Below are 21,867 nucleotides of genomic sequence, written 5' to 3' on the forward strand. Positions count from 1 at the left end.
ACGCGTTTTCTTCACGCGAACCGGTGTCCACTTCGCTTGAAAACGCTCTCGGCTCGCGTATCGGAGCGCGATCTTCCGTCCGCAGATGATGCGCTCATCGGTGGCAAAAGCGTTTACCGTATTTCTCAGTCGGCGGCCGTGACGGTGTAGTCGGCGAATTGTACGTGGCTATCGGCCTTCGACCACAGGCCGACGCGACCCGAGACGGGCTGCGCCAATGTGTGCTCGAGATAGAGCTTGCCATCGAGATAGCCCTCGACCTTTGTACCGATGATGCGAACCTTGAGGTCGTGCCATTGGCGCGTGGCGGTCGGCGTGTTGCGCACCCATTTGACCGACGAGCGCTTGCCGTTCTCGAACTTCCAGAGCACGAGGTTGTTTTCCAGACAATTGGCGCGGACGGTCAGGTAGTTGCCGTTCGGCTTCAGGTTGAACAGGATTCCGGCACCCTGATCGATGCGGCCGGACAATCCCTGGAAGCGCACGGTGATCTCGCCGTTGGTGAAGTTTTCGATGTTGGGCGCGATCACGTAGGGGAAGTAGGCATAGGCCTGGACCCGATCGAGGAATTCGGCGTAGCGCTCGCCATAAAGCGCGCGCGCCTTGTCGGCGAGCCCGGCAGACGATTGTCCCTCCTTCCACTGCCGGCCGTCCACCGCAAGCACCTTCTTGCCGCTATCGCTCTCGATGTGCCAGATGCCGACGACCGGCACGAGCGATTTCGGCTCAGTGCCCACGGTTTCGTCGACAAAGTCGATTTTTGTCGGCTGCCCGGCGAGTGCCGGCAGCGCCAGCGCTGCGAGAACCATCGCAGCAGCGATGGGCTTGATGCTTCCTCCTGCGGTCATGATTGGGCTCCTTTGCAGGTGAACAGGGATTTGGCCGGCGGGCGCCGGCTCCACCACCAGGCGCCCGCGATCAACAGCGGGAGTCCGCCGACGAACCAGAACAGTGCAGCATCTGCCGTGGCGACCAGCGGATAGCCCGGATATTCGTCACTGGGTGCGGGCGCGGGCGGTTGCTTGCCGGCGAGGGCATACAGCAGCGGCAGGACTTCGCGCGGACTGGTCGAGCGGCTGACATCCGATCGGGCGCCGTATGAGTATTCGATTTCGCCATAAGCATCATTGGCCGGTTGGCTGGCGGCATCGCGATGGCTGCCGGCGACAATAATCGAGACGTTCGGCATCGCGCGATCGAGCTTTGCCAGCACGTTGCGTTGCAGATCGGCGTAGCGTGGATCCTCGGGGGCGAGATTCACCTTGATGATCAGAGGCAGTCGGAGCGTGGCGAGCAGCCGCTGATCGGCAGCCGGGAAGGAGTTTCGCCGGTCCTCGGTGACATCGACCGATTGCCTGATCTGCGTCGCCAGACCGAGCGCCAGCAAGATGGCGAGCACGCATGGGACAGAACGCATGCACTTGGTTTGCGTTGGGACGCCGGGCGGCAACCAGATGGACGCGAGGGCGGACAGGCCTGCGATTGCGCCGGTCACGCCGAGCACCAGCCCGGCGGAGAGCAAGCCTTGTTCGAACGGGCGCAGCGCCTGCGTCAGTGATAGTTGCGCGACAAAGGCCGCGAGGCCGGAATGGCCGGCGAGGGTGAAGTCGAGCACCCATGATCCGATCGTCACTGCCAGCGCGATGATGGCTGAAGTGGCCGCGCTATCGGCAATGGTCGCGGCGAATAATGCAATCGCGCCCACGAGCAGGCCGTAGAGCAGATGGCCGAACAAGAGGTTCACGGTCTCGGACGCCGCAAGATGCCCGCCCATCGTCGCCCAGATCGCGAGTGCTGAAAGGGCGGGAATGCTTACCAGAATCCAGGCCGCGAGCACGGCGGCGAGCTTGGCAAGAATGAGCGTCGAGGATCGATAGGGCAACTGGACCAACAGGCGCAGCGCGCCCGATTCCTTTTCCTGGCCCAGCGCGCGGATCGCCACGAATGGGAACAGCAGCGTGACCGCGACGTAGAACGCGCCGAATGTCGGCACCAGGACGCCGTCGAGCGGCGACAGGCTTGCCGCCAGTACCGGAGATTGCTGCGCCGACGCGCTCGCTTCGCCATAGAGCGAGACGGCTTGAACGAAGCTGTAGCCGATCAATGGACAGACCAGGAGCAGCATTGTCCAGAGCGCCCGGCCGCAGACAATCTCGGCCAATTCCTTTGCAAGCAGCGGAGCAAGCGGCGCCTCGCGAGCGCGATGTGGTTCAGGTGAGCGCAAGAAAAATCTCCTCCAGCGAGCCGTTCGCCAGCGCGGTTGTCGCGCGCAATTCGCCGAGAGTGCCGATACCGCGTACCTTTCCCCCGGCGAGCAGCAGAAAGCGGTCGCAGGCACGCTCGGCATCCGCGAGCTGGTGGATGGCGAGGATGAAGGTGCGTCCCCGCGCCGCTTCCTGGCGGATCACGTCGATGATGGTGCGCGTCTGCCTGATGTCGAAGCCATCGAACGGTTCGTCCATCACCAGCACGTCATGAGGCGTCAGCAGACCGAGCCCAAGCAGCAGCCGGCGGTTGTAGCCCTTGGACAGCGCATGCACACGCTTGCCGAGGGCCGGCGTCAATCCGACGGCAGCGATCGTTGCGGCCGTCTGCGCTGCCGTTCGCTTGTAGACCCGCGCAAAGAAAGTCATGACGTCGATCGCGAACCGGTCCTGATAGGGCCGTATGCCATCGGGCAGATAGAACAGCGCTTCCTTTCTCCGCGGTGGGGGCAATTCCTCGCCGCACCAGAAAACAGTGCCTTGCTCCGTCGCGAGCAGGCCCACAAGCGATTCCAGCAAGGTCGTCTTCCCGGCCCCGTTCGGACCGACAATGCCAAGGATTTCACCGGCCGCGACGGAAAATGAGACATGCGCGACCGCCGCCTCCTGGCCGTACCGCTTAACGAGGTCTTCCACGCGAAGGAGCTCGCGGGACGTATCGTGAGCAGTAGCAGCCGCGGAGATCATGGACCCGGCCCAATCGCGGCGGGCGTACCCATGGGCGGCCCTCTCACTTCTGCGCCACCGCCGTTTTATCGAGCGCGGCGCGGATGCCTCGGGCGAGCTTTTGCGCGTCGTCGTTGGCCCAGAAATGGATGAAGAACATCCGCGGCTGCTCGTCGAGCATGTGGCTGTGGATCGCGGTCACCTCGATATCGCCGGCGCGCAGGGCTCGGATCAGCGGATTGACCTCGTCGCCGGTGACGAGGAAGTCGCCCGTGATGGCGGCTTTGCCGCCGCCGGTCGGCTGGAAGTTGATCCCGTTGGCACCGCCCATCGCGGGGGTGACCGTCATGCCCGCTTCGGTCGCCGGCTCGCGGCGCGGGATCGTGAACTGATCGACGCCGCCGGTGACGTTCCCTTTGGCGTGCATGATCTCGTCGAGCTTCGCGGTGTCGAGGTCGACGGTGGGCGCAGGGCCGGCGGTGGTCGCCGGCGGCTCGAACGGCGTCTTGCTGCCGGTCGACAGCGCCTCGTGGATCGCGCTAGCCAGCTTCACCGGATCGCCATGTCCGGCGACATGCATGTAGAACGTTGCCGGCGAGGCGCGCAGGATGTGGTTGTGGATCGCCGTGATGTCCAGTCCGCTGTTCAAGAGCTTCGTCATGACTGGCGTGATCTCGGATTCGAGCAGGACGAGATCGCCCATCACCATCGCCTGACCATCCATGGGAGTGAAGGCCACCCAGCCGCCGAGCGCGAGCGCGGGCTTGATCGTTACGCCGTCGAGCGTGACATGCAGATCGGACCGCGGCAGGCCGTAGCGATGGACCTCTCCGCTGACGGTAGCGGTCTTGCCGAGCGCTGTGTCCACCTTTTTCCAATCGATCGACTGCGCGTGAGCTTCCGAGATGAACGGCTCCGCAAAGATGTTCCAATCGACGGGCTGCGCCGATGCGAGGCTCGGTAACAGCAAGGCTGCGGCGATGGCGGCAAAACGAGTTTTCATGGTCATGGGGATTGGCTCCTCTTGTTGGCGTTCGTGTATTCGAGATGCTTGTGCTTGCGACCGCGGCGCGCAGCTCTAGCGCCGCTCCTTGATTTGACCGCTGCTGTCGACGACGATCTGGACCTCCTTGCCGTCTTTGACGGCCTTCACGACGATGCCTTCGGCGGTCGATTTCATCTCACCGACCTGCGAGTAGCCGGCCGACTCGAGCTTCGCGACGAGTTCCTGTTGCGTCAGGGCATAGGCAGGCGACAGCACGCCCGCCATCGTCAGGCAAAGGGCTGCGCCAGAGATCAGTCGCATCATGGTCATTGCTCCCAGCTTGTGCCTCCAGCCCATTGTTTACTGCTATCGTCATTCGGCTCGCCGCCACGTGCGCTTCGGTCAGATGATGCCAGTCAGGCGCCACAGGACGCCGGTGATGCAGGACGCTGCGAGGACGACAAGCATTCCTACATTGAAGCGAAAAATCGCAATCGCCGCCGCGAGCGACAGCGCAAGCGCCGGCCAATCCACGCTGCGCAGTACCGGCGCATCGAAGAAGAGACCGAAGCCTTGCACCGGAAAAGTCTGCCGGAAGATCGTGTGCAGCGCGAACCAGATGGAGAGATTGAGAATGACGCCAACGACCGCGGCGGTGATCGCCGAGAGTGCGCCGGCGAGCGCCTTGTTGCCGCGTAACGCCTCGATGTAGGGCGCCCCGACGAAGATCCAGAGAAAGCAGGGCGTGAAAGTGACCCAGGTCGCGAGCAATCCGCCGAGTGTGCCGGCCAGCATCGGGGACAGCCCGCTCGCCTCACGGAACGCGGCCATGAAGCCCACGAACTGGACCACCATGATGAGCGGCCCCGGCGTGGTCTCTGCCATTCCGAGGCCGTCGAGCATCTCGCGCGGGGTTACCCAGTGATAGTATTCGGCGGCCTGTTGCGCGACGTAGGCCAGCACGGCGTAAGCCCCGCCGAACGTCACCATCGCCATCTTGCTGAAGAAGATCGCTATCTGGCTGAACACATCGCTCGGTCCCAGGGCGATAAGCAAGGCGAAGACAGGAACAAGCCAGAGCGCAAGCCAAGCCGCGCCCACACGCAGGGTGCGCGCGGCATTCGGCCGGACGTGATCCGGCACAGCTTCGCCGAGCATGCTGTCGATCACGGCAGAACTCTTTCCGCCGTGTTCGAGGGCTGCGAACTCCGGCCTTCCGAGCCGCGCGCCAACGAAGCCGGTGATGGCGGCGGCAACGATGATGACCGGAAACGGCACCCCGAAGAAGAAGATTGCGATGAAGGCGATCGCCGCCAACGCAACCATGACCGGATTGCGGAGCGCACGCCTGCCGACGCGGACCACCGCCTGGATCACGATGGCGAGCACCGCCGCCTTCAGGCCGAAGAACAGCGCCTCGACGAAGCCGACATTGCCGTAGGCGGCGTAGATGTAGCTCAGCGCCATGATGGCGAAAACGCCAGGCAGGATGAACAGGCCTCCCGCCACGATGCCGCCGACGGTCCGGTGCAGGAGCCAGCCGATATAGGTCGCAAGCTGCTGCGCTTCGGGTCCGGGCAGCAGCATGCAGTAGTTGAGCGCGTGCAGGAAGCGCGCTTCCGAAATCCAGTTCTTCTCTTCGACGAGGATGCGATGCATCACCGCGATCTGCCCGGCCGGGCCGCCGAAGCTCAGGATCGCGACGCGCAGCCAGACGACGAGCGCATCGGCAAAAGAGATGCCGTGCACCTCGTTGTGCGAAGTGGCCTTCGATTCGGCGGTGAGCGCGGTCATGACTTCACCTTGCTGGTCGGCCAGTTGTGGGTCTCCTTGGTCGCGTCGCGGCACCAGCGGTAGAAGGCATCGTAGAGAAGCATGCCGGCGTTGAGCTGCTCGAGGTCGTCGTCGTACATGCGCGACAGGCCGAGCGAGACCGCGAGCAGGCCCGGCGCCTCCGGAGAAAGATCGAGACGCGCGGTGTCGGCCCCGCGCACCATGACGGCCAGCCGCTCCAGTGCAGGCGTCGACAGGCCGAATTCCTGCACCATCACGTCGAACGTGCAGAGTTCGCCGCGGTGGCTCCAGAACACATTCTCGATGTCGAACGGCGTTGCCGCGAAGCGCTCGCCGACCGCGACGACTTCCGCAGGCGCGACGAACAGGAAGACCGCGGCGGGATCGACGAAACGGCGGATCAGCCAGGGACAGGCGATGCGATCGATCTTAGGCCGCGATCGCGTCACCCAGACAGTGCGCCCGCGTCCGTCACGCTGCGGAATCCTGTTGGCGGGCACGGTGGGCAGTTCCGCCTGCTTCCAGCCGAGATGGCCGCCTTCCAGGATCTCCGCCGCGATGCCGTTGTGACGGAGCCAGGCAGCGGCGCCTTCTGAGAGCTTCTCGCCCTTGTTGCAGATGACGATGGCCGACCGTCCGGCCAGCTCTCGTGCCCAGTCGTTGATGTCGAGATGCGATCGGCGCGTCGCGCCCGGGATCAGGCGCGGGTCCGCGGCGAAGTCCTCATCGAGGCGGACATCGATCAGGACAGGCGCACCGGCGGTGCCGATCAGTCGTGAAAGCTTGTCAGGGGAAATGGATGTGTATGAAGACATGCTGCGTCCCTCATAAGTTAAGGACGCGATGCTTGGGCATGTCGCCTCGCGGGGAGATCGCTTAATCCCCGGAAGACAAAATAAACCCCTTGCGGCCGGCCATGTCAATCGATGGCGCGATGCGTCGGTAGTCCTGACGAATCCTTGATCTGATGGTTCCGACCGGTTCCGCGCCACTCGACGCTCGCGCGGCCAATCTGGCGGTGGCCTGATGCAGCGAACCGGCTCGCCATGCGGTGTCGGCAATACTCTCAATTGTCGGCAGTGTGAGCTAGATCAAAGATACCTCCCTGCCGATCTGCGACACGTAGATTCGCGACGAGGAAATGCGGTGGCCGAAATGCCTTATCTCGACTCTGAAACCCTCGGGTGTTAGGAACTTGATGGGGTGGGGCTGATGCGGCAGCGGTTGCAAAGATTTCTTCCGATCGTTCTGATCGCGCTGGCGGTTCAGGTTCTGGCGCCGATCGCCACCTGCTGGGCCGCGGCCATCGCCATTTCCGATCCGGTCGGCTTTGCTGAAATTTGTCACAGCGATTCAGTCGCGTCGGCAGCGAACGCCAATCGAGATGCCAGCCAGCGCGCGCATGGCATCGCCTGTCTGATTTGCTGCGCGGCCCAGGCAAATGCGTCATTTGATGCGCCGCAGGCCATCGTGTTCGCGACGCCATATCGGCAACCGGTCCGGATGGTCTGGCACGCGCGCAGACAGACCGATGTAGCCTCCCGCGCAGGCTCCAACACGCAGGCGCGCGCACCGCCTTCGATGTCGTAAGGCGAGCCGGCGCCACCGCTTCGACAATTCGTCGAAGCGCGACGCCTTTTCCTTCAATCAACATGCATCGCTCGATCGCTGTCCTCGACGGCGCGCGAAGGCATGTCCCGATTTCGTTTGCCTGTCCGGCCCGATCCGCCGGGCAGGGGCGTCACCCCTATGCGCGGCGATGCCGCGCCACACCCGAGTCCTTTTCATCATGAGCAAGCCTTCGTCCGGCCTTGGCCGATCCACTCTCTACCTGTCCAGCGCCCTCATCTCATCGGCGCTGACCGCCACCATCACGCTGGCGCCGCCGGCCGTGACGAGCGTCGCGGCACAGTCGGCCCAAACGCTTCCCCCGGTCGACGTTGCCGCACCGCATCGACGACATTCCGCGCATCAACGATCGAACGCCCGTCGTCCGACGAGTCCCGCGGCGGGCCATCTCGCGGAGGCATCCCAGCGCCCGGCCGAGTATCCGGTGCAGCCTGCGGGCAACGCGACCGTGACGGCGCGGACCGCGTTCGATCGGGGTCTGTCGACCAGCGATTCAGCTTCGCTCGTCACGGAATTGCCGGGAGGCGCAGTGTGGGGCGCCGGCGGCGTATCGAGCCTGCCCGCGATCAACGGGTCCGGCGCCGACCGGGTCCAGGTCGCGATCAACAGCATGTTGATCAGCCCCGCATGTCCGAACGAAATGAATCCGCCGCTGTCCTTCGTCAATCCCACCATGATCGCGAAGATGCGGGCCTATCTCGGTATCGCGCCGGTCAGCACCGGCGGCGACTACATCGGGGCGCGCATCGATGTCACGACCGCGCCTCCCGTGTTCGCCAACGACCCGTCCGGGTGGCTATCGACCGCAACCGTCTCAGGCTTCTTCCGCAGCAACGGCAACGCCTATGGCGTCGATGCCACCGCAACGCTCGCTGGTCGTGACACCAGCGTCACCTACACCGGCGGCTGGGTGCGCGCCGGCAACTACAAGGCGGGCGACGGCAGCACGATCAAGTCGACGCTCTACGAGACCCAGAACCACGCGCTCAGCATTTCCAAGCGCACCGTCGGCAACCTGTTCACGTTCCAGGTCGGCGGCCAGTTCATCCCCTATCAGGGATACGTCAACCAATACATGGACATGGTCTACAACCGCGGCCTGTACGCGAACGGCCGCTACGAAGGTGACTTCGACTGGGGCAAGTTAGAGGCCAGCGCCTTCGTCCATCAGATCCGGCACACGATGGGCTTCATTGCGCCGGACAAGACCGGCAACATGCCGATGGACACCGACGGGATCGATGGCGGATACGCCGTCAAAGCCACGTTCGCGGCGTCCAACATCGACCTGCTGCGGGTCGGCAACGAGCTGACGCTCAACCGGATTGACGACTGGTGGGATCCGGTTGCGGGCTCGATGATGATGGGGCCGAACAGCTTCATCAATCTCAATGGCGGCCAGCGCGACCGCGTCGGCACCTTCGCCGAATGGGAACGGCACTGGGACCGCAACTGGACCACCATCGTCGGCTTGCGCAACGACGTGGTGTGGATGAACACCGGCGACGTCCATGGCTACAATGCGATGATGTATGGCGCGGATGCCGCCGCCTTCAACGCCCAGGACCGGGCCCGGACCGACGTTCATTTCGACGGCTCCGCTCTGGTGCGCTACGAGCCTGATCAGTCCAGCCATTACGAACTCGGCTTTGCGCGCAAGACGCGTTCGCCGAATCTCTACGAACGCTATGCCTGGTCGACCAACGCCATGGCCATGAACATGATCGGTTGGTTCGGCGACGGCAATGGCTATGTCGGCAATCTCGACCTGGAGCCGGAAAAGGCGCACACCGTCAGCTTCACCGCCGGTTGGCACGATCCGGCGCACAAGATCTGGAGCTTCAGCGTCACCCCTTATGCCAGCTACGTCCAGGACTATATCGACGTCGATCGCTGCGCGACCGGCAGTTGCCTTGCCAACAATCCGGACAACCTCACCGCCACCACTGGCTTCGTCTATCTGCGTTTCGCCAACCACGACGCTACGCTGTATGGCGTGAACCTCGAAGGCCGTCTCGCTTTGTGGGACAATGCGAGCTACGGCCGGGGTGAGCTGCGCGGAACGCTCGGCTATGTGCGCGGCCAGCGGCAGGACGGGATCGACCTCTATCACGTGATGCCGATCAACGCGAAGCTTGCGTTCGAGCACGCAATTGGCGGCTGGACCAACGGCATCGAACTGCAGCTCGTCGGCTCCAAGGAGCAGGTCAGCCAGGTTCACAACGAACTGACGACGCCTTCCTACGCGCTGGTCAATCTGCGCACCGGCTACCAGTGGCAGCACGTCCGGATCGATCTCGGTATCGACAATTTGTTCGATCAGAATTACTACCTGCCGCTCGGCGGCGCCGATCTGGTCGACTACAAGGTGGTCTCGATGATGGGATCGTCGGCAGCCTATGGCTACAATGTCAAAGGGCCGGGGCGCTCGATCAACGGCCGGCTGACGGTTAGTTTCTGAATCCTTGGCGAGGCGATCGGCGACGCGGTTTTCCGCGTCGCCGACACGCATTTCGCGGACGAACCGCTAGAGCATTTTCGGTTCTGATTGCATCAGAACCGAAGCTCTAGATTCTTGTTTTGACGCGTTTTCTTCACGCGAACCGGTTTCCACTTCGCTCGAAAACGCTCTCACGCACGTCTTGTTGACCGCCTCTCCCGATTGACGCCCCAGATTTGTGGTTCGATGTTGGTCTTGAACCTGGCAATGGGGCCGCGATGGAGGTGTTGTGATGAGTCCGGCGAACGAAGTTTCTGGTCCCGTCGTAACTGCTGTTGCGCCCGCCGATATCGAGCGGGCCATTTCCGTTTTGGTGCTTGCCTTCAGCGCCGATCCGGTGACGCGTTGGGCCTATCCGGATCCGGATCAGTATCTCGCATCTTTCCCGGCCCTGGTGCGCGCATTCGGCGGCCGCGCCTTTGAGCAGGACACGGCGCGCTGTGTCGACGATTATGCAGGCGCGGCACTGTGGCTGCCGCCGGGCATCGAACCCGACGAGGCGGCGCTCGCAGCAACCTTGCCGGCCGGGCGAGAGTCCGAGATGGCTGCGGTTTTCGAAGGGATGGCGGCCTATCATCCCAAGGAAACTCATTGGTATCTGCCGCTGATCGGCGTCGATCCGGCGCATCGCCGCAAAGGCCGTGGTGGGGCATTGCTGGGGGACGCCGTTCGGCTGTTCGATCGGGATCATGTCGCGGCCTATCTCGAATCCACCAACCCGGCCAACATCCCGCTGTATCAGCGACACGGCTTCGAGGTCCTCGGCACGATCCAGGTAGGGGCATCGCCGCCGCTGTTTCCAATGCTGCGCCGGGCTCGCTGACGGCGCCGGTTCACCAACGTTAAGTCCAATCCGGGCCACGGCTTCTACCTCATCCCGAGGAGGCCGCACTGCGGCCGTCTCGAGGGATGAATTCCGGGCGAGATCGGGGCCTCATGGTTCTCAAGGCGATGCGAAGCATCGTCCGGAGACGCGCGAAGACACGCTCCTCACCATGAGGGTCTGTCATCGCGCTCGACTGTTTCCCAACAAGAACAAAGAGTAGCTGCAGCGCACCAACCAAAGATTGAATTGTCCGATGACAAGCCGAGGGAAGCAGATGTAGCCTCACGAAAAATCAAATGCACGGGAGGATGGCATGCCAGACGCAATGGTTGCAGCACGTGCTTCTGAGGCGACAAACGGCACGGCGCAACAGGTCGACGTCGCAGTGGTAGGGGCCGGCTTTGCGGGCCTCTATCTCTTACACCGGCTGGCCAAGGCCGGCTTCACGACGGTGGCATTGGAGGAGGCGGGCGACGTCGGCGGCACCTGGTACTGGAACCGCTATCCCGGCGCACGATGCGACATTCAGACCATCGACTACAGCTACACGTTCGATCCGGAGCTGGAACGCGCGTGGCAATGGTCGGAGAAATACGCGACGCAGCCTGAAATCCTGCGCTATCTCGGCTTCGTCGCTGATCGTTATGATCTCAGGCGCCATATCCGCTTTGGCACCAAAGTCACGGCGGCGATGTGGGATGAGTCCATCGAACGCTGGCTGCTCACGACAGACAATGGCGCAGCCGTCTCCTGCCGCTACTACATCATGGCCACGGGCTGTCTCTCGTCGCCCAAGCCGCCGGAGATCGATGGCGTCAAGGAGTTCAAGGGCGACGTCTATTTCACCAGCCGCTGGCCGCATGACGGCGTCGATCTTGCCGGCAAGCGCGTCGCGGTCATCGGCACGGGATCGTCGGGGATCCAGTCGATCCCGTTGATCGCGGAGCAGGCGGCGCATCTCACGGTTTTCCAGCGCACGCCGAATTTCGCACTGCCGGCGCACAACGGCCCTCGGCCGGCTGATCGGCTTTCCATGCTGGAGGGCGATCGCGCCGGCTACCGCGAGCAGGCGCGCTGGTCGCTCACGGGCGTGCCATATCCGCAGCAAACTGTCGTCAGCTGGCAGTTGAGCGATGCCGAGCGGCGCGAGCGCTTCGAAAAGGCATGGGCGGCCGGCGATCTCGTTCACGTGCTCACGCAACTCTGGGCCGACCAGGGCGTGGACGTCGATGGGAACGCGCTGGTCAGCGAACTGATTCACGAGAAGATCCGCGCAGTCGTGAAGGATCCTGATACGGCCGAGGCGCTCACTCCGCACGATCATCCGTTCGGCGCCAAGCGTCCCTGCCTCGATACCAACTATTACGCCACCTATAACCGTCCCAACGTCACGCTAGTGAATTTGAGGCAGGAGCCGATCAAGGAGATCACCGCGACCGGCATCACGACCGACAAGCGCAGCTTCGATCTCGATGTGATCGTGTTCGCCACCGGCTTCGACGCCATGACCGGCGCCATCAAGGCCGTGCATCCGATCACGGGGCGTGATGGAAAATCGCTGTCCGACGTCTGGGCTCAGGGACCGCAGACCTATCTCGGGCTCACCGTTGCCGGATTTCCCAATTTGTTCATGATCACGGGGCCGGGCAGCCCGTCGGTGCTGTCGAACATGGCGGTGTCGATCGAGCAGCACATCGACTGGGTGGTCGATCGATTGACCGCATTGCGCGAAGCGGGCTTCACCACGATGGAAGCCACCGAGACGGCGCAGGCCGGCTGGGCGCGGCACATGGCCGACTGCGCGACGGTCACGCTGCACCGGCTCGCCAACACCTGGTACACGGGCGCGAACGTTCCGGGCAAGGCGCGCGGCGTGATGCCCTATACCGGCGGCGTCGGCCCGTATCGCAGCATCTGCAACGAGATCGTCAGCCGCGGCATGCTCGGCTTCAGGCTCACGGGTCCGAACGTTGCCGAGCAATGCAATGACGGCGAGGTCGTTCGCCTGCAGCCGGATGTGCGGCTGGTGCTGAACATGCTGGCGGATATGAAGTTGCCGCCGATCGAGTCCCTCGGCGCCCAGGGCGCGCGCGACTTCCTTGACGAGTTCAACAAGGGCCGTCCCGCGGGCCGGCCGGTCGGCGAGATCGTCGACGGCACGCTTCCCGGCAATGACGGTCCGCTGCCTTATCGGCTCTATCGGCCGGCGACGCCGGGACCGCATCCGATCGTGGTCTATTTCCACGGCGGCGGCTGGGTGCTCGGCGACGAGCAATCGGACGAACCGTTCTGCCGCGACATGTGCCGGCGCAGCGGAATGATCTTCGTCAGCGTCGGCTATCGGCATGCGCCCTGGCATCGCTTCCCGACGGCAGCGGAGGACGGCTTTGCCGCGACGCGCTGGATTGCTGAGCATGCGGCCGAGCTCGGCGGTGCGACAGGACCGGTGCTGGTCGCCGGCTGGAGTGCCGGTGCCAACATCGCGGCGGTCACCTGCCAATTGGCGCGCGATCGCGGCGGCCCCGAGATTGCGGGCCAGCTCCTGCTGACCCCGGTCACCGACTGCACGTTCGAAAGGCCGTCGTATGCCGAGAATGCGACGGACTATTTCGTGACGCGTTCGCTGATGTATTGGTTCTGGGATCTCTACTGCTCGCCCGGCGACCGCACCGATCCGCGCGCCTCGCCGCTACGCGGCAAGCTGGAGGGCTTGCCCCCGGCCTTCGTGGTGACCTGCGAGTTCGATCCGCTGCGTGACGAGGGCATGGCGTATGCCGAAGCGCTCGCCGCTGCCGGCGTGCCGGTCGAGCAGCTCAACGCGCGAGGTCACTTCCACTGTTCCTTCACCATGGTCGACGTGATCATCACCGGTGTGAGCGGGCGCGTGCGGATGGCCGAAGCCTTGCGACGGTTCGCCGGGCTGGGTGACGAGGGGGCGGTGCCTATCGCTGTGGCCGCGGAGTAGCGGGACAAGGTAGGGCACTTACCTTCTCCCCTTGTGGGAGAAGGTGGTGCGCATGCAATGCGCGACGGATGAGGGGTTGTCTTCGCGAGCGACGGTGCGTGTGGGGAGAACCCCTCACCCAAGCGAGTTCCTGGTTGGCGCCGGAGTAGCCCTCTCCCACAAGGGGAGAGGGCACAACAACTGGCATCGCGCAAGATGGGCACAGTGTGAGCCGCGGATGCCTCCGCTCTTCGAGCTCCGGCGAAAAGCTAATCCGCCTACGGCTCCGTCGTCCGCCTCGATGTGGCGAAGATTTCCCAGCTCACCATGAAGATGGCGGCGATCAACGGGCCGATGACGAAGCCGTTCAGACCGAAGACTTCGATTCCGCCGAGCGTGGAGATCAGCACGACGTAATCGGGCAGCTTGGTGCCCTTGCCGACCAGGAAGGGACGCAGCAGATTGTCCACCAGGCCGATGACGAGCACGCCATAGGCAATAAGACCGAGGCCCTGCCATATGGCGCCGGTGGCCAGGAAATAGATGGCAACAGGAATCCAGACCAGTCCGGCGCCGATCGCCGGCAATAGCGACAGGAAGGCCATCAGCACGGCCCACAAGATCGGCGCGTGAACGCCCAAGAACCAGAACGCCAGTCCGCCGAGCGCGCCCTGGGCCATCGCGACCAGCACGCCACCCTTGACGGTGGCGCGGACGACATCGGCGAAGCGCGTGAACAGCGCGGACTTCCGATCGGCCTCGAGTGGAACGGCCTCCCTGATCCTATCAGCCACTGCCTTGCCGTCGCGCAACAGGAAAAACAGAAGATACAGCATGATGCCCAGGCTGATCACGAAGTCGAATGTGTTCATCCCGATGCTGAGCGCCTGAGGCGCCAGGACCTGTCCGCCCTTCATGAGGCCGGACGTCAACGCTTCGCGCAGGGCCGAAAGATCGCCCAGATTGAAGCGATCCAGCCAGCCGGTCGCCCACGCAGGCAGCGCATCGAAAACCCGCTGGACGTAGGCGGAGAAGTTGTACTCCCCGGACTGGATCTTTGCGTAAAGACCGGCAGCTTCTCGAGCCAGGGAGGTCGCGATGATCGCGAGCGGCAGCAGCACCATCGCGATGATAAGCAGGACCGTGATCGAGGCGGCGAGGGTCTCCCTTCCGCCCACCGATCTCAATATCCTCCGGTTGGCCGGCGCAAAGATGACGGCCACGACGATGGCCCAGAGCACCGCGCCATAGAACGGCTGCAGGATCCAGGCGAACGCCAGGGTGACGACGAACAGCAGCAGCAGGAAACCCTGGTCTTCAATCCTTCGCACGGCCGTCTCGCTTTCACCTTTGCTGCGCCGCTGTCGATACAACGAACCCGGCGCCGACTTTGTTCACGGCCTGTATATTGCTTTATTGCGTCCCGGTCCCCTCGAAAAAATCGCGCTCGCTTGCGCACGGCGTCGCAGCCCGCTGCCATTCTCCCACAAGATGCCTCCGTCCCATTTGCCGGAGATGTCGCATCGTACAAACGCGGTCATAGTCCGCCCGAAAAAGAAACGTGGAGGAAACATGACCGAGAGTGCCGTTGAGACGATAGCGTCGGAGGTCGCGGAGGGCGGGGCGGTATCGCCCAGGAAAGTGTTCTGGGCGACCTGGTTCGGATGGATGCTCGATGGCTTCGACTCCTCCATGTACAGCTACATCCTGGTCGGCGCGCTCTCGGAATTGTTGCCGGCGAGCGGGATCGAGGCGAATCACGCCAATATCGGCATTTATGGCGGCCTCCTGTTCTCGATCTTCATGCTCGGCTGGGCTTGCTCGATGGTGTGGGGCTGGGCGGCTGACCGCTATGGCCGGGTCCGGATCATGTGCTGGACGGTGCTGGTCTATTCGTTGTTCACGGCACTGTGCGGCCTTGCGACCGGCGTCGTCATGTTCGCCCTGTTTCGCTTCATGGCCGGTTTCGGTGTCGGCGGCGAATGGGCGGCGGGCACGCCGCTACTGCAGGAATCCGTGCCCGAACACACAAGGGTGCGGCTCGCCGGCTGGCTGCACACGGCAACGCCGACCGGACTGTTTCTCGCCGCAGCCGTCACGCTGATCGGGGGAAGCCTGCTCGGCTGGCGCGGCATGTTCATGCTCGGCATCTTGCCTGCGCTCTTGATCGCGTACTTGCGCAGAAATATTCCTGAGCCGGCGCACAGCCGCGCATCCAAGACGAAGACCTCGCTTGCGGCGCTGTTCTCGGGCGCGCAAGCGCGCACCACATGGGCGGCAGCGCTGATGATGGCCTGCATCATCTTCGGCCTATGGTCATCCAACTTCTGGGCGCCGACGGTCATCATCACCAAGCTCACCGCGGCGGGCGCAACGCCAGCCCATGCGCAGCAGATGGGCGCGGTGGCCGGTCTCATCACCAATGTCGGCACGCTGGCCGGTTGCCTGCTGATGCCCTGGATCACCGGCTGTCTCGCGAGCCGCCGCCGGACGGCGGTGCTGTTCTTCATGGGCTCGCTGATCTCGGTGGTGGTGAGCTACGAGATCGCCATCGCGCGTCTCGACAATCTCGCGCTGTTCCTGGTCCTGCTTCCCGTGCTCGGCTTCTTCACCAACGGCGTGTTCGGCCTGTTCACGATCTGGCTGCCGGAGATGTTCCCGACCGCCTTGCGGGGATCCGGCTCCGGCTTCGCCTTCAGCATGGGACGCGTATTGGGCGCGGCCGGCCCGACCCTGATCGGCGCGCTCGCCGCAAAGACCGGGAGCTATCCGCTCGCGATCTCGCTGCTGTCGCTGATCTACGTGGTCGGCCTGCCCTTCATCGCGATGGCGCCCGAGACGGCGGGGAAGCCGCTGGCAAGATGAGGTCAGGCGCGCGCTTCGGCTCGCATCATTCGGCCGGCTCCGGAACGGGCGCCTTGCTCACCGTCGCCGGTGCTGCGGCCGGCGGACGTGATTGGTCCGGATCGTCGGAAGGCAGGCCGAAGCCTTTGACGATGCCGAAGATCGCGGGGATCACGATCAGCGTCAGCAGCGTCGAGGAGACCATGCCACCGATCATGGGCACCGCGATCCGCTGCATGATCTCCGAGCCCGTGCCGGTGCTCCACATGATCGGCAGCAGTCCGGCCATGATCGCAACCACCGTCATCATCTTCGGCCGCACGCGCTCGACCGCGCCTTCCATGATGGCATCGCGCAGGTCGGCCCTAGTCAACGCGCGTCCCTCGACGGCGCGACGCTCCCTGATTTCGGCCAGCGCCTGGTTGAGATAGATCAGCATCACGACGCCGGTCTCGGCGGCAACGCCCGCGAGCGCAATGAAGCCGACCGCGACGGCAACCGAAAGGTTGAAGCCGAGCCACCACATCAGCCAGAGACCGCCGACCAGCGCGAAAGGCAGCGACAGCATGACAACGCCCGTTTCGGTGACCGAGCGGAAATTGAGGTAGAGCAGGAGGAAGATGATCAGGAGCGTTGCCGGCACGACGATCTTCAGGCGCGCCATCGCACGCTCGAGATATTCGTACTGGCCGCTCCAGATCACATAATAGCCGGGCGGAAACTGGATGCTTGCCTGCACCGCTTGCTGCGCCTCAGTGACGTAGCCGCCGAGGTCGCGGTCGCGGATGTCGACATAGATGTAGGTCGCAAGCTGCCCGTTCTCGGTGCGGATCGAGGTCGGACCGCGCGCCGGCTGGATCGTCGCGACCTCGCCGAGCGGCACCGCGCCTCCCGCCGGCATCGGCACCAGGATGTCGCTCCCGATCGCCTTCGGATTGTCACGGAGGTCGCGCGGATAGCGCATATTGACGGTGAAGCGCTGCCGGCCTTCAACTGTCGTCGTCACCGTCTGTCCGCCGAGCGCGGTTGCGATCGTATCCTGTACGTCCTGGACCGACATGCCGTAGCGCGCCAGCGCCGTGCGGTCCGGAGTGATCTCGAGATAATAGCCGCCGATGCCGCGCTCGGCATAAGCCGATGATGTTCCCGGGAGTGCCTTCAGAACCTGCTCGATCTGCTTGGCGAGACGATCGATCTCGACCAGGTCGGTACCAACGACTTTCAAGCCGATCGGCGTGCGGATGCCGGTCGAAAGCATGTCGATGCGCGCCTTGATCGGCATGGTCCAGGCGTTGGAGACACCTGGGAACTGCAGCGCCTTGTCCATCTCCGCGATCAGGCTGTCTACGGTGACTCCCGCCCGCCATTGCTCCTTGGGCTTGAGGTTGACGATGGTCTCGAACATCTCGGTCGGCGCGGGATCGGTCGCGGTCGCCGCCCGTCCGGCCTTGCCGTAGACTGAGGCAACTTCGGGGAACGAGCGGATGATGCGATCCTGCATCTGCATCAGCTCGGCGGCTTTTGTCACGGAGATGCCGGGCAGCGTGGTCGGCATGTAGAGCAGGGTGCCTTCATTCAGGTTCGGCATAAATTCCGTGCCGAGCTGTCGCGCCGGCCAGACCGTCACGGCGAGGACGACGAGCGCGAGCAGCACCACCAGCGTCTTGGCACGCAATACGCTCTTGATGATGGGCCGATAGATCCAGATCAGGAAGCGGTTGATCGGATTCTTGTGCTCCGGAACGATCTTGCCGCGGACGAAGATCACCATCAGCGCCGGCACCAGCGTGACCGAGAGCAGCGCGGCGGCCGCCATCGCAAACGTCTTGGTGAAGGCAAGCGGGCTGAACAGACGGCCCTCCTGCGATTCCAGCGTGAAGATCGGCATGAAGGAAACGGTGATGATCAACAGGCTGAAGAACAGCGCCGGCCCGACTTCGGCGGCGGCGTCGATCAGGATCGAGACGCGGGACTGGCCGGGCCTGGCCCGCTCGAGATGCTTGTGGGCGTTCTCGATCATGACGATGGCGGCGTCCACCATGGCGCCGATCGCAATGGCGATGCCGCCGAGACTCATGATGTTGGAGCCGATGCCGAGCAGCTTCATCGCGCCGAACGCCATCAGCACGCCGACCGGCAGCATCAGGATCGCGACCAGCGCGCTGCGGACATGGAGCAGGAACACGATGCAGACGACGGCGACGACGATGCTCTCCTCGACCAGCGTGTGCTTCAAGGTATCGATGGCGGCATTGATCAGGTTCGAGCGGTCGTAGACCGGCACGATCTCGACCGATTTCGGCAGGCTGGTTGCGATCTCCTTGAAACGCTTCTTGACGTTCTCGATGACGTCGAGCGCATTGACGCCGAAGCGCTGCAGTACGATGCCGCTGGCGACCTCGCCTTCGCCATTGAGCTCGGCGATGCCGCGCCGCTCGTCGGGGCCGAGCTCGACGCGGGCGACATCGCGCAGCAGCACCGGCGTGCCGTTGGTGCTCTTGAGCACGATATTGCCAAGGTCGTTGACATCCTTGATGTAGCCCTTGCCGCGGATGACGTATTCGAATTCGGACAATTCGACGGTGCGGCCGCCGACATCGGCGTTGCTGGCGCGGATCGCCTCGCGCATCCTTTGCATGGTGATGCCGCGGTCGCGCATCCGCTGCGGATCGAGGATTACGTTGTACTGCTTCACGAAGCCGCCGATGCTGGCGACCTCCGCGACGCCCTCGGCCTTGGCGAGCGCGAATTTCAGATTCCAGTCCTGGATCGTGCGGGTGTCGGCGAGGTTCAGCTCTTTCGAGATCACGGCGTATTGGTAGACCCAGCCGACACCTGTCGCGTCGGGTCCGATCGTCGGCGTTACGCCGGCCGGCAGGCGCGAGGATGCGCCATTGAGGAATTCGAGCACGCGCGAGCGCGCCCAATAGATATCGGTGCCGTCTTCGAAGATCACATAGACGAAGGAGACGCCGAAGAACGAGAAGCCGCGTACGACCTTCGACTTCGGCACCGTCAGCATTGCTGATGTCAAGGGATAGGTGACCTGGTCCTCGATCACCTGCGGCGCCTGGCCCGGATATTCGGTGTAGACGATCACCTGCGTGTCGGAGAGATCTGGGATCGCATCGAGCGGCAGATGAAGGAGCGCATAGAGCCCGGCCGCCGCGGCGAAGCCGGTGCCGAACAGCACCAGCAGGAGGTTACGTGCCGACCAGGCGATGAGACGGGCGATCATGGTCGTCCTCCCATGCCGCTGGTCGACGATGTCTCCTGCGCGCTGCCACCTTGCGAAAAGCCCTTCAGCGCCGCCTTGAGGTTGCTCTCGGCGTCGATCAGGAAATTGGCCGAGGTCACGACGATGTCGTCTTCGCTGACACCCTCCGTGATCTCGACATAGCCGCCGCCGCGATGTCCGACCTTGACCTCGCGCGGCTCGAACCGGCCGCCGCCCTTGTCGATGATGACGGTCTGCCGGTTGCCGGTGTCGAGCACAGAGCTGTCGGGTACGGCGATCACGGGGTTCTGGCTGCCGACTTCGATCTCGGCATCGACATACATGTCGGGAAGCAGCGCGAGGTCGGCATTGTCGAGTTCGATCCGGAGGCGGACGGTGCGCGTCTCCCGGTTGACCTGCGGATAGATCACGCTGACCTTGCCGGCGAAAGCGCGGCCCGGAAAGCTGCGGGCACGCACGGTGACGGGCTGGCCGACCGCGACGCCGCCGACATCGCGTTCCGCCACGTCGACCACCGCCCAGACCAGCGAGGTGTCGGCAACACGAAACAGCACGTCGCCGGGCTGCGCACGCATGCCCTCGATCGCATTGCGTTCCAGCACGATGCCGTCGCGCGGCGCCGACCATTCGATCACGATCGGGACGGCCTTGGTCTTTTCCATCGTCGCGATGGCGGCTTCCGGCACGTCGAGATTCATCAGCCGCTGCCGCGAGCCGCGGCCATAGCTTTCGATCGTCGCCGTGGTCTTCGAGGTGATGGTGGCGAGATATTCGGCGGCGGCCGATGAGACCGCCGGGCTATAGATCTCCATCAGCGGCTGGCCTTTTGTCACCCGGCTGCCGGTGGTCACATTGGCGACCTTCTGCACATAGCTTTCGGCGCGCATGGCGATGACGGAGACGCGGCGCTCGTCGAGCTGGATCGTGCCGGGCGCGCGCACCAATGTGCTGACGATATGGAGCATCACCGGCTCGGACTTGACGCCGGTGCGCTGGATCCGGCCCGGCGACAGCCTGATCGAGCCGTCGTCGGTCTCCTCGCCGTCGTAGACGGGGATGTAGTCCATCCCCATCGAGTCCTTCTTCGGCGTCGGCGAGGTATCCGGCAGCCCCATCGGGTTGCGGTAGTATTTGATCTTGCGGGCGTTCGCAGGCGCGCCGCTTTCGGCGGCGACCGCGTGCGAGACGGTGTAAGGCGCGAGCTTCGACGGAAGTCCGCCGGCGAAAATGGCAAGACCCGCCGCTGCGAAGGTCGCAGCGGCGGCGCCGATCAGAATCGCGCGGGTCATTTCTGCGCCGTGACGACGAGCTTGTTTTCGACCGCGCCGGTTTCGCCCTGCACCTTGGCGCCGAGCGAAAGCTGCCAGCGGCCGGCCATGCCCAGGGTGGCCTTGAACTTGTACAGTCCTGGCTCGCCGCCGGGCACGGCGGTGACCTTGGTCGCCATCTCCTGCATGCCGTCAGGCGCCATATCCAGCCGTGTGGCGAAGATCACGGCATCCGGCACCGGCTTGCCGGTCTTCTTGTTGACCAGCCGAACCGTGATGATCTTGTCTGCTCCCGCCTGGACGGTCTGATCGACCAGCTGGAATTCGTAATCCTTGATCTCGGCCCGCGCGGTGCCGGCCGTGCCCAGCATGGCCATGCCGATGAGCGCTGCCGAGACGGCGCGCCTGGTGTTGAACGATTTCATTTTTCCATTCCTCGAAGTGCTTTGGTGTTGCTGCTCGCGCAGCACGTGTCATCCGCGCGGCGTCTCAAGCCACGCGGCAGCGCTCGGCGCCGTGACGCCGGTCAGGCCAAAGTTCGAGGGGGCTGGTCGGGAGGCGGGCGCGCCAGCCCGTCTGCGATGATGTCGTTGAGCGGACGGAGCTGTTCGCCCGGCCGTCGGATCACGTCCACCATGCTGGTCGATGGGCCGGCCAGCATGACCTGCATCATGCAGATCGCAACCAGCGGACAATCCTGGCAAGCCGGACTCTTCTCTTTGTCCGGGCAGCAGGGCATGTCCGCCATGTCCTGATCGTCCGCCATCTGCATGCCAGCGGACGACAGCATATGCTCCGCCGCTGCCGGGGTGGCGAGCGGCGCCAGGGTCAGGCTTGCCGTCACCAGCAGCGCGACCAGGAGCTTGAGCAGTTGGCGGATATCCATAAGCCTAGTTTCTCACAAGTGGC

The 21,867-nt window shown here is 64.0% G+C and carries 17 protein-coding genes; 5 read left to right on the forward strand and 12 right to left on the reverse strand.

The annotated features are described in order from the left end of the window. Window positions 1-125: 125 nt before the first annotated feature. From YY7_RS50695 to YY7_RS0104140, 7 genes are all read right to left on the reverse strand, one after another. Complete coding sequence (locus tag YY7_RS50695; RefSeq protein WP_051396520.1) at window positions 126-848, reverse strand: hypothetical protein; 723 nt, start codon at window positions 846-848, stop codon at window positions 126-128. After that, window positions 845-2,224 (reverse strand): ABC transporter permease, encoded by a 1,380-nt coding sequence (locus tag YY7_RS0104115; protein WP_035689231.1) that lies wholly within the window; start codon window positions 2,222-2,224, stop codon window positions 845-847. Before YY7_RS0104115 ends, YY7_RS50695 begins: the two co-directional genes overlap by 4 nt. After that, on the reverse strand, window positions 2,211-2,900 hold the full coding sequence (locus tag YY7_RS62950; RefSeq protein ID WP_028162111.1) for an ABC transporter ATP-binding protein: 690 nt from the start codon (window positions 2,898-2,900) through the stop codon (window positions 2,211-2,213). The genes YY7_RS0104115 and YY7_RS62950 overlap by 14 nt, the downstream gene beginning before the upstream one ends. 94 nt (window positions 2,901-2,994) lie before the next feature. Continuing rightward, window positions 2,995-3,939, reverse strand: coding sequence for a DUF1259 domain-containing protein (locus YY7_RS0104125; RefSeq protein ID WP_028162112.1), 945 nt, complete (start codon window positions 3,937-3,939; stop codon window positions 2,995-2,997). A 69-nt stretch (window positions 3,940-4,008) separates the two neighbouring features. Continuing rightward, complete coding sequence (locus tag YY7_RS0104130; protein ID WP_409334847.1) at window positions 4,009-4,239, reverse strand: PepSY domain-containing protein; 231 nt, start codon at window positions 4,237-4,239, stop codon at window positions 4,009-4,011. A gap of 78 nt (window positions 4,240-4,317) precedes the next feature. Next, entirely contained in the window at window positions 4,318-5,709 is a 1,392-nt protein-coding gene (chrA, locus tag YY7_RS0104135) for a chromate efflux transporter (protein ID WP_028162114.1), read from the reverse strand. After that, a complete protein-coding gene (locus tag YY7_RS0104140) occupies window positions 5,706-6,524 on the reverse strand; it encodes a chromate resistance protein ChrB domain-containing protein (protein WP_028162115.1) in 819 nt (272 codons plus the stop codon). The genes chrA and YY7_RS0104140 overlap by 4 nt, the downstream gene beginning before the upstream one ends. 397 nt (window positions 6,525-6,921) lie before the next feature. Between YY7_RS0104140 and YY7_RS0104150 the strand changes: the two genes are divergently transcribed. The 4 genes from YY7_RS0104150 to YY7_RS0104165 all read left to right on the forward strand — a co-directional run bounded on the left by YY7_RS0104150 (window position 6,922) and on the right by YY7_RS0104165 (window position 13,629). After that, on the forward strand, window positions 6,922-7,299 hold the full coding sequence (locus YY7_RS0104150) for a DUF2946 family protein (protein WP_028162116.1): 378 nt from the start codon (window positions 6,922-6,924) through the stop codon (window positions 7,297-7,299). A 199-nt stretch (window positions 7,300-7,498) separates the two neighbouring features. Next, complete coding sequence (locus YY7_RS0104155) at window positions 7,499-9,799, forward strand: TonB-dependent receptor (RefSeq protein ID WP_028162117.1); 2,301 nt, start codon at window positions 7,499-7,501, stop codon at window positions 9,797-9,799. Between the two features lie 271 nt (window positions 9,800-10,070). Further along, window positions 10,071-10,661 (forward strand): GNAT family N-acetyltransferase, encoded by a 591-nt coding sequence (locus YY7_RS0104160; RefSeq protein WP_035689234.1) that lies wholly within the window; start codon window positions 10,071-10,073, stop codon window positions 10,659-10,661. Between the two features lie 316 nt (window positions 10,662-10,977). Next, window positions 10,978-13,629, forward strand: coding sequence for a flavin-containing monooxygenase (locus tag YY7_RS0104165; RefSeq protein WP_028162119.1), 2,652 nt, complete (start codon window positions 10,978-10,980; stop codon window positions 13,627-13,629). Window positions 13,630-13,886: 257 nt separating this feature from the next. Here YY7_RS0104165 and YY7_RS0104170 read toward each other — a convergent pair whose 3' ends face one another. Continuing rightward, on the reverse strand, window positions 13,887-14,939 hold the full coding sequence (locus YY7_RS0104170) for an AI-2E family transporter (RefSeq protein ID WP_028162120.1): 1,053 nt from the start codon (window positions 14,937-14,939) through the stop codon (window positions 13,887-13,889). Window positions 14,940-15,180: 241 nt separating this feature from the next. Between YY7_RS0104170 and YY7_RS0104175 the strand changes: the two genes are divergently transcribed. Then, window positions 15,181-16,473: an MFS transporter gene (locus YY7_RS0104175; protein ID WP_028162121.1), complete on the forward strand. Its 1,293-nt coding sequence runs from the start codon at window positions 15,181-15,183 to the stop codon at window positions 16,471-16,473. A 25-nt stretch (window positions 16,474-16,498) separates the two neighbouring features. Here YY7_RS0104175 and YY7_RS0104180 read toward each other — a convergent pair whose 3' ends face one another. From YY7_RS0104180 to YY7_RS0104195, 4 genes are all read right to left on the reverse strand, one after another. Next, a complete protein-coding gene (locus tag YY7_RS0104180; RefSeq protein WP_028162122.1) occupies window positions 16,499-19,690 on the reverse strand; it encodes an efflux RND transporter permease subunit in 3,192 nt (1,063 codons plus the stop codon). Further along, window positions 19,687-20,979, reverse strand: coding sequence for an efflux RND transporter periplasmic adaptor subunit (locus tag YY7_RS50700; RefSeq protein WP_035689237.1), 1,293 nt, complete (start codon window positions 20,977-20,979; stop codon window positions 19,687-19,689). The genes YY7_RS0104180 and YY7_RS50700 overlap by 4 nt, the downstream gene beginning before the upstream one ends. Beyond that, window positions 20,976-21,383 carry a FixH family protein gene (locus YY7_RS0104190; protein ID WP_028162123.1) on the reverse strand — a complete coding sequence of 136 codons (408 nt, stop codon included), beginning with the start codon at window positions 21,381-21,383 and terminating at the stop codon, window positions 20,976-20,978. The genes YY7_RS50700 and YY7_RS0104190 overlap by 4 nt, the downstream gene beginning before the upstream one ends. A 101-nt stretch (window positions 21,384-21,484) precedes the next feature. Further along, window positions 21,485-21,844, reverse strand: coding sequence for a hypothetical protein (locus YY7_RS0104195; protein WP_028162124.1), 360 nt, complete (start codon window positions 21,842-21,844; stop codon window positions 21,485-21,487). Between the last annotated feature and the right edge of the window lie 23 nt (window positions 21,845-21,867).

Source organism: Bradyrhizobium elkanii WSM2783 (assembly GCF_000472865.1).
Classification (GTDB): domain Bacteria; phylum Pseudomonadota; class Alphaproteobacteria; order Rhizobiales; family Xanthobacteraceae; genus Bradyrhizobium; species Bradyrhizobium elkanii_A.